The organism is Peribacillus sp. NPDC097197 (assembly GCF_050278025.1).
In the GTDB taxonomy this organism is placed as follows: Bacteria; Bacillota; Bacilli; order Bacillales; family DSM-1321; genus Peribacillus.
On the sequence record NZ_JBNNST010000003.1, the window covers coordinates 50,457 to 64,993 of the forward strand.

At 46.2% G+C, this 14,537-nt stretch carries 15 protein-coding genes; 1 reads left to right on the plus strand and 14 read right to left on the minus strand.

Annotation, left to right across the window (positions count from 1 at the left end):
• Positions 1 to 70: 70 nt before the first annotated feature.
• From ACQKL6_RS04865 to ACQKL6_RS04875, 3 genes are all read right to left on the minus strand, one after another.
• Positions 71 to 934 carry an AraC family transcriptional regulator gene (locus ACQKL6_RS04865; RefSeq protein WP_402874864.1) on the minus strand — a complete coding sequence of 288 codons (864 nt, stop codon included), beginning with the start codon at positions 932 to 934 and terminating at the stop codon, positions 71 to 73.
• Between the two features lie 85 nt (positions 935 to 1,019).
• On the minus strand, positions 1,020 to 1,529 hold the full coding sequence (locus ACQKL6_RS04870; RefSeq protein WP_402874861.1) for a DUF84 family protein: 510 nt from the start codon (positions 1,527 to 1,529) through the stop codon (positions 1,020 to 1,022).
• A gap of 68 nt (positions 1,530 to 1,597) precedes the next feature.
• Positions 1,598 to 2,671: a M42 family metallopeptidase gene (locus tag ACQKL6_RS04875; RefSeq protein WP_402874859.1), complete on the minus strand. Its 1,074-nt coding sequence runs from the start codon at positions 2,669 to 2,671 to the stop codon at positions 1,598 to 1,600.
• Positions 2,672 to 2,849: 178 nt separating this feature from the next.
• On the opposite strand from ACQKL6_RS04875, the gene ACQKL6_RS04880 reads away from it, so the two are divergent.
• Complete coding sequence (locus ACQKL6_RS04880; protein ID WP_402874856.1) at positions 2,850 to 3,167, plus strand: PepSY domain-containing protein; 318 nt, start codon at positions 2,850 to 2,852, stop codon at positions 3,165 to 3,167.
• 43 nt (positions 3,168 to 3,210) lie between these two features.
• Here ACQKL6_RS04880 and ACQKL6_RS04885 read toward each other — a convergent pair whose 3' ends face one another.
• The 11 genes from ACQKL6_RS04885 to ACQKL6_RS04935 all read right to left on the minus strand — a co-directional run bounded on the left by ACQKL6_RS04885 (position 3,211) and on the right by ACQKL6_RS04935 (position 14,536).
• Positions 3,211 to 4,056 (minus strand): YtnP family quorum-quenching lactonase, encoded by an 846-nt coding sequence (locus ACQKL6_RS04885; RefSeq protein ID WP_402957769.1) that lies wholly within the window; start codon positions 4,054 to 4,056, stop codon positions 3,211 to 3,213.
• A 103-nt stretch (positions 4,057 to 4,159) separates the two neighbouring features.
• Entirely contained in the window at positions 4,160 to 5,716 is a 1,557-nt protein-coding gene (locus tag ACQKL6_RS04890; protein WP_402957771.1) for an AMP-binding protein, read from the minus strand.
• A 67-nt stretch (positions 5,717 to 5,783) separates the two neighbouring features.
• A complete protein-coding gene (locus ACQKL6_RS04895; protein ID WP_402874847.1) occupies positions 5,784 to 7,361 on the minus strand; it encodes an acyl-CoA carboxylase subunit beta in 1,578 nt (525 codons plus the stop codon).
• Between the two features lie 59 nt (positions 7,362 to 7,420).
• Positions 7,421 to 8,212 (minus strand): enoyl-CoA hydratase/isomerase family protein, encoded by a 792-nt coding sequence (locus tag ACQKL6_RS04900; RefSeq protein WP_402874968.1) that lies wholly within the window; start codon positions 8,210 to 8,212, stop codon positions 7,421 to 7,423.
• Positions 8,206 to 8,655, minus strand: coding sequence for a MaoC/PaaZ C-terminal domain-containing protein (locus ACQKL6_RS04905; protein WP_402874844.1), 450 nt, complete (start codon positions 8,653 to 8,655; stop codon positions 8,206 to 8,208). The genes ACQKL6_RS04900 and ACQKL6_RS04905 overlap by 7 nt, the downstream gene beginning before the upstream one ends.
• Positions 8,656 to 8,657: 2 nt before the next feature.
• Positions 8,658 to 10,193 carry an o-succinylbenzoate--CoA ligase gene (gene menE, locus ACQKL6_RS04910; RefSeq protein ID WP_402874842.1) on the minus strand — a complete coding sequence of 512 codons (1,536 nt, stop codon included), beginning with the start codon at positions 10,191 to 10,193 and terminating at the stop codon, positions 8,658 to 8,660.
• Positions 10,194 to 10,246: 53 nt separating this feature from the next.
• Complete coding sequence (locus ACQKL6_RS04915) at positions 10,247 to 11,404, minus strand: acyl-CoA dehydrogenase family protein (protein WP_427650685.1); 1,158 nt, start codon at positions 11,402 to 11,404, stop codon at positions 10,247 to 10,249.
• Positions 11,401 to 12,576 carry an acyl-CoA dehydrogenase family protein gene (locus ACQKL6_RS04920; protein WP_402957775.1) on the minus strand — a complete coding sequence of 392 codons (1,176 nt, stop codon included), beginning with the start codon at positions 12,574 to 12,576 and terminating at the stop codon, positions 11,401 to 11,403. The genes ACQKL6_RS04915 and ACQKL6_RS04920 overlap by 4 nt, the downstream gene beginning before the upstream one ends.
• 4 nt (positions 12,577 to 12,580) lie before the next feature.
• Positions 12,581 to 12,934 carry an AtuA-related protein gene (locus tag ACQKL6_RS04925; RefSeq protein WP_402986647.1) on the minus strand — a complete coding sequence of 118 codons (354 nt, stop codon included), beginning with the start codon at positions 12,932 to 12,934 and terminating at the stop codon, positions 12,581 to 12,583.
• Positions 12,915 to 14,303 carry an acyclic terpene utilization AtuA family protein gene (locus tag ACQKL6_RS04930; RefSeq protein ID WP_402957777.1) on the minus strand — a complete coding sequence of 463 codons (1,389 nt, stop codon included), beginning with the start codon at positions 14,301 to 14,303 and terminating at the stop codon, positions 12,915 to 12,917. Before ACQKL6_RS04930 ends, ACQKL6_RS04925 begins: the two co-directional genes overlap by 20 nt.
• A gap of 23 nt (positions 14,304 to 14,326) precedes the next feature.
• Complete coding sequence (locus tag ACQKL6_RS04935) at positions 14,327 to 14,536, minus strand: acetyl-CoA carboxylase biotin carboxyl carrier protein subunit (protein WP_402874831.1); 210 nt, start codon at positions 14,534 to 14,536, stop codon at positions 14,327 to 14,329.
• Position 14,537 lies beyond the last annotated feature (1 nt).

Below are 14,537 nucleotides of genomic sequence, written 5' to 3' on the forward strand. Positions count from 1 at the left end.
CTCTTATGGAGTGCTTTTTACATGGATAAAAAAGCTTGTAGGACACAGTCTTTGCCTACAAGCCCATCCTTTATCTCTTAATAGGGATCCATATCTCGGAGTAATAATCTGTGGCTGAAGCATCATCTTCAACGTATACCTCCATTTCCGGTGTTCCTGCATGTTCATGTCCGCTTGCCGGAAACCATTCGGAAAAGATGTGTTTCCAAACCTTTTGCATCGCCTCGGGCATCGGTCCATTGACCTCGAACACAACCCACTTGGATGCAGGTATCGTCAAGCCAGAATAATCATTTGGGACGCTTCCGTCATACTCCGTGGCCACCCAATAATCGATTGAATTCCGCTCATCTTCAGGGGAATCGACACATATCCCTAGCAACCCTTTGATTCGGCCGTTATTCAATTTTCCTAACCGATTGCTGGTACCATCCGAGTTCACTTCGTCCCAAAGCTTCGGGATTCCTATCAGATTTTCTTCGTTCTCTAGTGAAAACTCCCGCTTGATACCGACCACTCGAAAAGAATCTCTTTCCACGATATTATACTTCATCGGTTCCGCCCCTTTTAGAAGCACCTGGATAACCAGGCGTTCATAGAATGTCAGCTTTCCCATATACTTTCGGGCTTCGCTAGGAGGTACTCCATGCTGCCGCCGAAAAGCTTTTGAAAAAGCCTCGGGAGTGTCATAGCCATATTTATAGGCTACATCAATGACCTTGCCATTGGTGCTTACAAGTTCCTGGGCAGCCAATGTCAATCTACGGCGCCTGATGTATTCTCCAACGGAAATGTCCGTCAAAATGGTGAACGTCCGCTGAAAATGAAAGGCTGATGCATTCGCCTGACTAGAAATGTTCTCGATGGTCAAGTCGTCGATTAAATGCTCCTCTATATAGTCAAGGGCCTTCTGAATGGATTCTACCCACCCCATATGGCTTTCCCCTCCCTTGTTTTCTATATTATCAGCACCGATATCCTAAATCCTGTCTGTTTCTGCTTTGTTCTGACAGTCTCTTTTATTGATGGTTTTTCTTATATTCATACTGCCCCGCAAGCATTTCCATGATATTTCCGAACATATCGGCACGGGTAATCCGTTCATTCGTAAATACCCCGATAGCCCCTTCTTTCTTGCGGATATTCGCTTTCTTGGTGAAATCGTCCATAATCGGACCGAGCTCTTCCCCGTTTTCCAAGCGATCCGCAATCATTCCGGGGAGGGGAATTCTCGCGCCTCCGGCAATGAAGATATCGCCATCCTTCGTGGCCATTGCCCCCCAGTTGCATACGAATAAGCCGCGTTCCATTTTAACCACGCCACCTTCGAGACCGATTCCGATATCGGCCCCCTTTTCAAGCAAGCAATTTCTGGCCCGGTTCACAGCCCCGTTCATGGTCTCTTCATCTGAAAATGGTTGTTCCGAAACCCCACTTTCCACCTGTAGCGAGATGACTTCTGCTTCTTTATAGATGTTAATCACGGCCTGCACTTTCGCCGGGTTTGTACTGCCTACTACAATTTTCATATGTATGCCCTTCCCTCTATGCAAAAAAAGCTGATGGAAGGGTGTCCCCTCCATTTCAGCTTTCATTATCATCCGTTATTCTTCAATGTCTCAAATGTCGTTTTATCGCAAGCGCGGACCAACTTCCCAATCAATTCACGGGCAGCCGCATAATCATCAATATGGATCATCGATGCATGGGTATGAATGTAACGGGAGCAAATCCCAATCACGCCGCTCGGAATCCCATCATTGGCAATGTGGACCTTTCCTGCATCCGTTCCGCCTTGAGAAACAAAATATTGATAAGGAATATCATTGGATTCGGCCGTATCGAGGATGAATTCCCTCATTCCGCGATGTGTGACCATCGTCCGGTCTAAAATACGCAATAATGCACCTTTACCCAGCTGTCCAAATTCACTTTTATTGCCGGACATATCATTTGCCGGGCTTGCATCCAAGGCGAAGAAGATATCCGGTTTGATCATATGTGCAGCCGTTTGGGCACCCCGTAATCCCACTTCTTCCTGAACCGTCGCACCCGAATATAAAATATTCTGTAATTTTTCATCCTTCAAATCCTTCAATAGTTCAATCGCAAGACCGCAACCATAGCGATTATCCCATGCTTTAGCAAGGATTTTCTTTTCGTTGGCCATCGGCGTGAAAGGGCAAATCGGAACAATCTGCTGACCAGGCTTAACCCCGATCCGCTTCACATCCTCCTGGTCATCCGCACCGATATCTATCAACATATTCTTGATATCCATAGGTTTCGAACGCTGCGATTCATCAAGCAAATGCGGAGGTATGGAACCAATGACCCCGATTACCGGCCCGTTGTCCGTGATAATTTCCACTCGTTGTGCCAAAAGAACCTGGCTCCACCAACCTCCAAGTGTTTGGAAGCGGATCATGCCATTTTCCGTAACAGAAGTGACCATGAAGCCCACTTCGTCCATATGTCCAGCCACCATTACAGTTGGGCCTTCTTCATTTCCTCTTTTTACGCCAAAGATACTTCCAAGGCGGTCCTGAACGATTTCATCTGAATATTTTTCAAGCTCACTTCTCATAAAATTACGCACGGCATGCTCATTTCCTGAAGCCCCTGGTAATTCCGTCAATGTTTTAAATAGTGTTAAAGTCTCTTGATCCATATCTCTACCCCTTAACTACTTTTATTTCCTATCTATTTTACCTAACTTAGACGATAGTTACCACCTAGCATGTTTTAATTTATCAGTAAATGGGTAAAATTTCAAATCGTTAGTCAAAGAAAGACTTCTTATGTATACTAGATAGAGTGAGTAATAAAAAGCAATGGAGGAGAAATTCATGAATTGGAAAACGTTTCTATTGGGGGCAGCAGCCGGCTTCGCTACAGGCTATGCTACAAAACAAATTTTGAATCAAACAAATACGCCTTCTCCTGACAAAGTATTGGCGCAGGTGAAGGAAACAGTCAGAAAAGATGGAAGTATATATGGATCTTGGATTTTAATGAAACCCGAAACCTATCAAAAAAATGATTTGGACTACCAAGTATATAAAGGCGGCATCACTAGAAATACCGATGGTAACCGCGAACAATTTGAATTCATTGCAGATGCTACTACCGGGACGATATTGGAATTGAATGCACAACATGATTGAACAAAAAAAGGAGGCGACCCAAATCGCCTCCTTTTTCTATGACTTACCGTTTCCGTTTCACTTCATCCTTTACCTCTTTACCCGTTTCATCCCACTTGATGGCACAATACTGGGCATCATGATAAAAGCTGTACCAGGCCCCGTTCTCCAGACCATATTTCATCCACTTTTCCTTTGCCGAGATCGAAGTCATTGGGTAGTCGTCATAAGCCAGTACCCACAGGACATTCGCATGGGCGTGCGTTGGCATGATATCGGCTAAATGGATCAGCTTGTCCTTACCGTCTTCAACCAGGATGATGGCATGTCCATCACTATGTCCGCCGGTATGAATCATTTTAATGCCTTCCGTGATTTCACGTTCTCCTTCAAAAGGACGGACAAGGTGGGCAATCGCCTCCCAGTTTTCCTTCCAGTATGTACTTTTTGAGCGGATATTGGGTTGCTGCATTTCATCCCATTCGATTTGGGTCGTGATGATTTCGGCACGTTCGAAAACCGGGACCAGTGAATCTCCTTCAGGCTTAGTCAACCCACAGGCATGGTCGAAATGTAGGTGGGTCATTAGAATGTAATCGATTTCATTTGGTTTGATCCCGAGCCGACCTAAATCCTCTATGAGCCCGGACTCATCCGTCACGCCAAAATTCCGTTTCTGTTTGTCGTTCAGCTTTCCATTCCCGATCCCGGAGTCTATCAACATATTTAATCCGTTCACTTGAACGAGTATCGGATCTGTCCGCAATTCAATCTGGTTATTTTCATTGACCGGATATTTCTTGGACCACAGTGGTTTCGGTACGACACCGAACATCGCTCCACCATCCAGGTGGGTCACGCCACCATTCAGCCATGTTAATTTGATTTCCCCTATTTGTAAAGTTTCCATTTTATCCCCTCCTCACCCTTCAGTTTAACATCTGCTCCCATTTATTGAAATTGATAACATGTAACTCTTTCCCAGAAAAAAACAAGACACCTAAAAGGTGCCCCTACTTTCCAGCCGGTATATAAAGATGTTGATAGTGATTCCGAAGTTTATGCTTTTGAATCTTACCGGTTGACGTCATCGGTAATTGATCGACCACGATGACTTCCTTAGGAACTTGGAAGGTTCCTAGATTCTCTTTACAATGTGTGATGATTTCTTCTTTCGTAATGGTAACGTTCGGTTTGGGAACGACGAATGCGGTCACAGCTTCTATCCACCTTTCATGCGGCAGACCGATAACCACAGCATTGAGCACCTTTTCGTGCAAGGCTAGAATCTGCTCTACCTGGATCGAAGCCACATTTTCGCCACCGGATTTAATGATATCTTTTTTCCTGTCGACAAAGACGAGCAATCCGTCTTCATCAAAATAGCCCAAGTCGCCAGTATGATGCCATCCGAACCGCTTGCTTTTTTCCGTCTCCTCCGGATTATTCAAATAGCCGATCATGACATTCGGACCCCTATGAACAATTTCTCCGATTTCTCCTTTTTCCAACGTCCGCCCTTCTTCGTCCATTATGGCGGTGTCATTGATGATTCCCGTCCCACCCCAGTAAGGGCCATGCTTCCTTAGTTGATCTTCCGGCTCGAACATGCAAGTTCCCGGGTACACTTCCGTTTGTCCAGAAGCCAGTGCGAATTCCGCCCCTATCTCCTTCATCCCTTTTTCAAGGGTGACCCGGTCCATGGGAGCCATCGCATATAAGCAGAAGCGTAAGGAGGTTAAATCATAATGTTTAAAATTCGGATGATAGAGAATCGCTTTATAGATCATGGGAAGACCGAACATCCAAGTTACCTTTTCCTTCTCTACCGTTCTCATGAAGGATTCCGGTTCAAATCCCGGCAAAATGACCAGCGTGGCACCTACATTGAAAAAGGAAACGGCCAAGGTATGCTGGGCACAATGGAAGAGAGGCATGATGACACTGGCTATATCGTCCCGCTTCATACTGGAACCAATAATATTGGACAAGCTGGCGATATAAATCGATAGATGGGAAATCATCACCCCTTTAGGCATGCCCGTCGTCCCGCTCGTGAACATAATTTGGGCCAAGTCCCGATCCTCAATATGGACCTCTGGTTCTTGCTTACTGGAGAGCCGATACGCTTCCTCCAGGCGTTCAACTGGAGAGACATTTTTCCCAATGATCAACAGTTCCGGACAAAGACTTTTCAATTCTTCCTTTTTTCCTTGTAGAAAAATTTCATCGACAATGACTAACTTCGAATCTACCTCTGAAAGAATATAACTCTTTTCATGAAAGGATACGCCTGGATTAAGCGGCACCCACACTAGACCCGCCTTAGCGATGCCGAAAAAGACGATAATGAATGAGACGGAATTCCCGCAGATTGTCGCGACCGCATCTCCCTTTTCCAGGCCGGAATCAAGCAAATAGTTGGCAAAGCGGTTCACCTCATCGTTCAGCTCCCGATAACTCCATTGTTTATCCCCTTCTATGACCGCCACCTTGTTTGGAAACCTTCCTGTTGTCCTGCGTAATATATCCCCAACAGCCAGCCGGTTCATCGCGGTAATCTCACTCATGCTTTTCCCTCCTTAGTTTTAAAGTGATACAGACGAGACATTCTACTTCTGCCTCGTCTGTATAGGGTTAGCTCAACATCGTACCATGCTTCTTATTTGGAAGCGGGAACTCTTTATTCTCGAACACCTCATAACGGGAAATGAGTTCTTTTCGCAAGTCCCCCGGGATAATCAAGTCATCGACAAGCATGTCGCCTGCTAGTTTATAAATATCATAGCTTTCACGATATTGATCACGCAGTGCCTTGACAAATTCAGCCTTTTGCTTTGGATCAGGAATTTGACTCAACTGATTATAATAAACGGCGTTAATGGCTGCTTCAGGTCCCATGATTGCTACCTCAGCCGAAGGAAGCGCAATGGTCGTATCCGGTTCGTATGCAGGACCTGCCATTGCATAAATCCCCGCCCCATAGGCTTTACGTACGATTACGCACAGCTTTGGAACATTGGCCACGGATGTGGCGTATATGAAATTCCTCCCTTTTCGTAAAATGCCCTGTTCCTCGACCTGTGTACCGACCATGAAACCAGGAGTATCACACAAGTAAAGCAAGGGAATCCCATAGGCATCGCAGAGCCACACGAAGTTTGCCCCTTTATCGGAGGAATCAGGAAAGATGGCGCCTCCTTTGACCGTCGGTTGATTGGCAATGATGCCGACAACGCGTCCATCGATTCGTGCAAAACCTGTTACAAGCTCTTTCGCATAACTTTTTTTCACTTCAAGGAAGCTCTCACCATCAACAATGCTCTCGATTAGTTCGTGGACATCATAGGGCTGGTTCGGCTCTTTCGGAATGATATTATCAATATTCAGTGGATCACGAGTCGGCGGGACGGGAGGTGCACTAGGTGGCTTGCCTTCGAAACTATCCGGGAGGTAGCTTAATAGTTTTTTGACGACTTCGGCAGCCTCTTCTTCCGTTTGGACAACAAAATCGACGCTTCCACTTTTTTCTGCATGCATTTTTGCCCCGCCTAGTTGTTCGATGTCGACTTTTTGACCTGTCGCCATCTGTACCATCCGTGGTGAAGCAATCGCCATGCCGGCTTTTCCTTCAAGCATGACGACGAAATCACAGAAGACCGGCATATATGCTGTACCAGCGAAGCAAGGCCCATACATCACTCCAATTTGCGGAATCCTTCCTGACATGATGCTGTGATTATAGAAAATCTTCCCGCCTGAATATTTATCGGAATGATAGCCACCGCCTTCATCAATCCGGCCTCCTGAGGAATCGATCATATAGACGATCGGGCGTTTACTTTTGATGGCGGCCTCTTGCATACGCAGGATTTTTTCCCCATGATAGCGGCCAATAGAACCCGCTTTGACGGTATAGTCACTTGCTGTGAAATATACGAGTCTATCATTGATTTTACCGGCTCCCGTGACGACTCCATCAGCTGGCAGGTCCTTTTTCGTCGCGTTGGCAAATGTCCCCGTTTCATACGTGGGTTCTCCGTTGTCAAAATATAACTTCAAGCGGTCACGGACGAACATTTTCCCAAGCGTCTTGATTTTCTCATGATTCTTCGGGGATCCCCCTTTATGAATTCGCTCGAGCTCACTCGTAATCTTCTGCAATCTTTCTGAATTCTCACTGCCCTTTTCAATAACCTTTTGATCTTGATCCATCTCGGTCCTCACCCTTTTCAATAGATTTATCGTTCTGACTAAACTAATTTCCCTCTATTTTATTTATGGATAAACACCGGCTGTTTTTTCTCGATAAAGGCCTGTACACCTGTCTTAACATCTTCTGTCTGGAACACTTCGCCAAAGTATTTTGCCTCAATCAGCAAACCTTCTTCCAACGTCGTTTTCATTCCTTCATCGATCGTTTTCTTGATTCTTGAAACCGCTTGGAAGGAATAGCCCGCTATTTCCTCAGCTAACTCTATCGCCGCTGCCAGGCCTTTTCCGGTCGGGACCACTTTATTCACCAATCCGATTCGTTCTGCTTCCTCCGCCGTAACGGCTCTTCCCGTTAAAATTAGCTCTTTTGCCCTTCCTTCTCCGATCAGCCTTGGTAGACGCTGTGTCCCGCCAGCCCCCGGAAATAGACCCAACTTCACTTCAGGGAGACCAATTATGGAATGTTCTTCTGCAATTCGGATATCACAGCAGAGGGCCAACTCGCATCCCCCTCCTAGGGCCAATCCATCAATGGCCGCTATGACCGGTTTTGCAATGTTATCGATTTTATTAAATGGCTCTTGCATATCACGGGCACGGGCTTCATTGAATGCCACACCCTGGCCGACCAATTTAGGGAATTCCTTTATGTTCCCTCCGGCAACAAAGGCCTTGTCTCCTTTGCCTGACAATACAATGGCCCGAACTTCGTCATCTTCAGCTAAACGATCGAATACCTGGTTTAAGCCAATGACAACATTTTCGCCAATCACATTGACCGGCGGGTTATCAATATAAACTACCGCTATGCCCCTGTCTTTTTCATATGAAACGATCTCTTTCATCACGATAGAACCTCCTGTTTCTTCGCCATCAGGATTTTCATCGTCGAAACGCCCACCACATCTCCATTTTGTTTTTTCACCTTTTGTTTCGCCGTAATGACGCCCATTCCATCGTCCCGATCTTTTAATTCCAAAATGGAAATCTCTACAGAGATCGTGTCCCCGATAAAGGTCGGATTCGTAAAACGTAATTTATCGATCCCGTAAAAGGCGACGACCCTTCCAGGTTCGAATGCAGAAAGGCCAGATGCAATCGAGCATACCAGCATCCCATGGGCAATTCTCTGTCCAAATGGCGAATACTTTTCGGCATACTCCTTATCTGTGTGAAGCGAGTAAAAATCCCCGCTTAACCCGGCAAAATTTACGATATCCGTTTCTGTGATTGTACGGCCTTTCGAAGTCCAGACCTCTCCGACTTCATACTCATCAAAATATTTATTAAACATCCTTACACCCTCTTTTCCGTTTCGTATGGTTTAGATAGAGCACGTTTCAATACTTTCCCTGTCGCATTTCTCGGCAGTTCATCCAATAGCTCTATTTCCTTTGGCATCTTGAATCGTGCTAATCTGCCATCACAATACTCTCGGATATCGTCTAACTTAATTGTCTGACGTGGGCTGTTTAAGACGATATAGGCCTTGATCACTTCGCCCCATTTTTCATTAGGGATGCCAATGACGGCAACTTCCTTCACATTTGGCATCCTGACAAGCACTTGTTCAACTTCGATCGGATAAATGTTTTCCCCGCCGCTAATTATCATGTCTTTTTTCCGATCGACAATATAGATGTAGCCTTCATCATCGATTTTTGCGAGGTCGCCAGTATAAAACCAGCCGGATCGAAGTGCTTCCTTGGTTGCTTCCGGTTTATTCCAATAACCGACCGTTACGTTTGGACCCTTGATGGCTAGTTCACCCACTTGGCCAATAGGCACTTCCCTGTCTGTCGGATCAACAATCTTGACACCGACATGGATGGGTGGTTTTCCGACCGACCCGATTTTACGTATCGTATCTTCCTCTTTCAATATACTGACGATAGGCGCCGTCTCGGTCATCCCGAACCCTTCCATGAATGGAATGCCTTTACCCTTGAAATATTCGATGACCGGAAGTGGGCATGGCGCCCCTCCAGAACATGCCAAACGGAGAGAGCTTAAATCATAATCCTCGATTCTTGAATCATGCATGACCAACTGCCACATCGATGGGACCATGAACACGGTCGAAACCTTCTCCTTTTCAATCCATTCTAGCGTCGATTGAGGGGTGAACAAGTCAAGCAGCACGACAGTACCGCCCAAATACATCATTTGTGTTGTGGAAATTCCGAGCCCACCAATATGGAACAACGGGGCAACCGTCAATGTAATGTCCTCGGCTGTCACCGGCAAGAGGTAAAGCCCATTCATGATGTTCGCTAGTGTATTGCCATGTGTCAAAATCGCTCCTTTGGGCTTGCCTGTCGTTCCGGATGTATACATAAGCATCAAGTAATCATCCGCATTCAGCTCAAAACCAGTCTCCGAGGATGGATACTCACCAATCAATTTTTCATAGGGAGAGGATTCACGATCACCTCCTGGATTCACTTCAATGAATTGGAGGTGTGTTTCGTTCTTTTCCTTTAGCTCTTCTATGATGAACTGGAGACGCACATCGTAAATGAAGACTGAACTGCTCGAATCCTTAACGATATAATCTACTTCCGGTGCACTGAGGCGGATATTGATTGGTACGAATATCGCTCCGATTTTTGCACAGGCGAAAAGTGTTTCCAAAAATTCATTTGTGTTTAACAGCAGGACATTGACCCTGTCGCCTTTCCTCACACCCTGATCCAAAAGGGCATGTGACAAACGGTTGACCCGATTGTTCAACTGCATATAGGTCAATCGCAGGTTTCCATAAACGATTGCTGTTTTATTCGGTATATTTTCACTATGATGGGTTAACCAATAACCTACATTAGCACTCATATCCAGCCACCTCACTTTTAAAAATACCAAGGGCATATTAATAGAGACTTGTGTTAAAACCCATCTGTAATTTTCAAGCGTTTCGATAAAATCTCGCGCATGATTTGTGTTGTCCCCCCACCAATTGGCTGAAGCCGGGCATCCCGCCAGTACCTCTGTATCGGGTATTCCATCATATATCCGTTTCCACCGTGAATTTGAAGGGCCTCATCACAGACCCGATTCACCATTTCAGCAGCATACGCCTTCGCCATCGTAGCTTCGGTCGTTACGTTGACCCCCTTGCCGTACTGTTCAACGGCCCGGTACGTAATGTTCTTTGCCTTTTCAATATCGACAGCCATATCGACGAGCTTATGGCGCAGTACTTGAAACTGCAGGATTGAATCTCCGAATTGCTTGCGATCCCTTGCATATTGAACCGTTTCTTCCAACACCTTCTCCGCAAGCGCCACGCTCGTGAACGCCATCGTCAACCGCTCCCACTGGAAATTGACCATGATTTTCTTAAACCCTTCATTTTCCTCACCAATCATGTTTTCGACCGGTATTTTCATATTTTCAAAATACAGCTCACCCGTATCGGAACTGCGCCAGCCTAGTTTATCGAGCTTCTTGCCAACGGAAAAACCTTCCCAGGCCGTCTCGACAATGAATAAAGACAGACTCATATGTGGCAGGCTGTCAGCCGTTTTCGCAGCGACAATGATGAAATCCGCATTCACTCCATTTGTGATGAAGGTTTTGGATCCATTCAAGATGTAATGGTCCCCTTCTCTCACAGCTTTAGTGGCAATGGATGATACATCACTTCCCGCACTGGGCTCCGTAATGCCGAGTGCGGCAATCTTCTCTCCCTTGATTGCCGGGACCAAATATTTTTCTTTTTGTTCATGGGACCCAAAACGCCATATCGGTGTAGTCGCAATCCCGATATGCGCACCAATGGCCGCACCGGTCCCTCCCGCACCACATTTAGAAAGTTCCTCCAAAAACACCATCTCTGTCACTAAATCCAAACCGAGTCCACCATATTCTTCAGGATATTTAATCCCTAAAAACCCGAGTTCAGCCATTCGTTCAAATAAGACGCGAGGCGTTTCCCCTGCTTCTTCATATTGTTCAACGTAAGGGGTGACCTCCTTTTCAATGAACTTGCGTACCGATTTCCGAAAGATTTTATGCTCTTCTGTAAAAATCCAATGGCTCATCGTCTGACCACCTCCTTGTATTCTTCCAAGCCCATTGTTTTTGCGATGATTTCTTTCATGATTTCATCGGTTCCGCCGCCAATCCTATATAATCTGGTGTCTCTCCAGATCCGTTGAATGGGATATTCCATCATATAGCCATTGCCCCCAAAAATCTGAAGGGCACGATCGGCGACCCAATGAGCCATTTTCGCCGCTGCCAATTTAGCCATGGAGATTTCCTTTGCCGGAATCTCGCCACGACCGAAGCGGTATGCCGTTGCATAGGTCATCTCCTTCACGACCTCAATCTCCGTCTTCATTTCTGTCAATAAATGGCTGATCACTTGGAAATTGGCGATTTCCTGATAAAATTGCTTTCTTGTTCTTGCATAATCACGTGCCAGCTCATATGCATAATCGGCCATCCCTACTGATCCCGCAGCTCCAATCAGCCGTTCGCCCTGTAGTTCCCACATAATCTGCATGAAACCTTTCCCCTCGACGCCCAGAAGGTTCGTATATGGTACACGTACGTCTTCAAATACAAGCTCTGCTGTATCCGAAGAACGCATCCCGAGTTTATCCAGCTTCTTTGCTACGGTTACACCGGGAAGGTCCAAATCCACTAGAATCATCGAAATCCCTTTATGTCCAGGTGCATCTGACGTCCTTACGACAAGCGTGATGAAATCAGCGCGCGTACCATTCGTAATGAAGGTTTTTGCACCGTTGATGATCCATGTGTCCCCATCACGGCGCGCCCGCGTTTCAATCGAGGCGACATCCGAACCATGATTTGGCTCGGAAATCCCGATAGCCGCAATTTTTTCACCTCGGATGGCGGGTTTTAAATAGGTTTCCTTCTGTTCATCGGTGCCGAATTCCAATATCGGCGGTGTCGCCATATCAGTTTGGACCGCAATCGCCATCGGAAAGCCACCCACGCCGCTGCGGGCCATTTCTTCGGCAAAAACCACGCCAGCAAAGTAATCCCAACCTTGACCACCGACCTCTTCCGGATAACGAAGACCGAGGTACCCTAAATCCCCCATTCTTTTAAATAGGTCACGAGGAAAAATTCCGTCCTTTTCCCACTCTGCTACGTATGGTGTAATTTCTTTTTCAACAAACTTTCGAACCGTCTTCCTTAGTTCGTGATGTTCGTCAGTAAAATATGGTTCATAGCTCATTTCTTCACACCCCAACCTTTAATAGTTTGCTAGCCAATTCTTCCGGGACTTCAATCGGGAAACGCAAGATATTGGAACCGAAACATTTCCCCAAGTTGTCGATTCTAAGCGATGACGATCCGCCGCCGCCCAATGCTTCATGGCAAACGAAATTCAAGGCGGAGATATTTGGCATCTCATAACGGATGACTTCCCCTTTCACAAGCTCTGTAAAGAACTCCTTCACCGCCTGGGACGTCATTTGTACTTTAAGATACGGATACAGTTCCTCACTATTGGCAAAGACACCGATATTGACTGTATTGCCTTTATCTCCTGAGCGGGCATGTGCGATGAGATTAAGAGTCACTTTTGGCATACGCTTCAACCTCCTTGATCGATACCGAAATATTTGCTTCCACCCATTCCCGATCAATCAGCGTCGACCACATGCCAAGCAACTGTCTGGTTGGGATATTGCCTACTGCCGACAATGTCGGCGGACCATTCAAGGCAAGCGGGGGAATCAACCTGCGGAAACCGTCTGCCACCCGTTTATCCTGGGCTTTGACAACAATCCGCACATACAATTCATTAATATCCTCCTGCGGTAACTTAGCAAGTGGGCCATGAAGCGAATTGTAACCGACGAAATCAGTGCGAATTTCGTCGAAAGGAAGTCCCCTCTGCTCTAGCTGGTTACGGATGATTCGGTCTGCACTTTTCGCTTTTTCGAATGCATCGGGCCACGAATAGCCAATGAGTGCCTGACCCATGTAACCGTTTTCAAATCCCATTACAGCTTTTAACGTTTTCGGGCTTTCCTTCCCCTTCACTCCCTTCACCTTCACTTCATCCTTGCCGACCTGTTCTAGCGTAACGCCTGTGATATCCACCACGACGTCTGGCGTGATATAAGCGGATGGATCGTGGATTTCATACAGCATTTGCTCTTTGACCGTATCCACGGAAACGAGACCACCGCTATCCTTTGGCTTGGTGACGATGAATTCACCGTTTTCATACATCTCGGCTATCGGGTAACCGATATTTTCAAAGTTTTCGATGTCCTGCCACCTGCCACTAAAATTACCGCCAGTCGATTGTGCTGAACACTCTAACAAATGACCCATGAAAATGCCGCTTGCAAGCCTGTTCCAATCATCCTTTTCCCAACCGAATTCATAAATCAAAGGGGCGAGGAACTGCGCGGTATCCGTTGACCTTCCGGAAATGACCACATCCGCCCCTTGCCTTAAGGCCTCCACAAGTGGCTGTGAGCCGATATATGCATTCGCAAACAGTAATTTTTGCTGAACTTCTTTCGTGAATGGCCGGCCTGTTTCCAAATCCTCCAAGTCCATTCCAAGCTCAATTAGTTCATCGATATGTGGCAAAATATTATCACCCGTAATGACTGCGACCTTTAAATCGTTCAGGCCAAGCTCCCTAGCGATACTCAGCACTTCTTCTTGTGCACCGATCGGATTAATACCACCCGCATTCGTCAAGATCTTGATCCCTTTCTCCTTTGCAAGAGGCAACAGCATATTCATAGCGATGCCAATATCTTTCGTATAGCCCGTGTCTTCCCGCTTTTGTTTATCCTTTGCCAAAATGGCCATCGTCAGTTCAGCTAAACAATCAAATGATAGGTAATCTATATCCCCATATTGAACATTCATGAGCGCCCCATTAAACGTATCTCCGTAAAAGCCTTGTGCCGCTCCGACTCGAACCGATTTCATTTTAGCTCCACCCCTTTCAACCTTCATTCGATAATAGCCACAACATCATGTTCCTGGATGAAATCCCCTTCTTGAACGGAAATGGTCTTTACGGTTCCCCCCGTTTCCGCAGTGATCGGGATTTCCATTTTCATGGATTCCAAAATGACGATCGTTTCACCCGCTTCCACCTGTTTCCCTGACTCACTTGTGATTTTCCAAACAGACCCACTCATCGGCGCCGTTACTTTCATC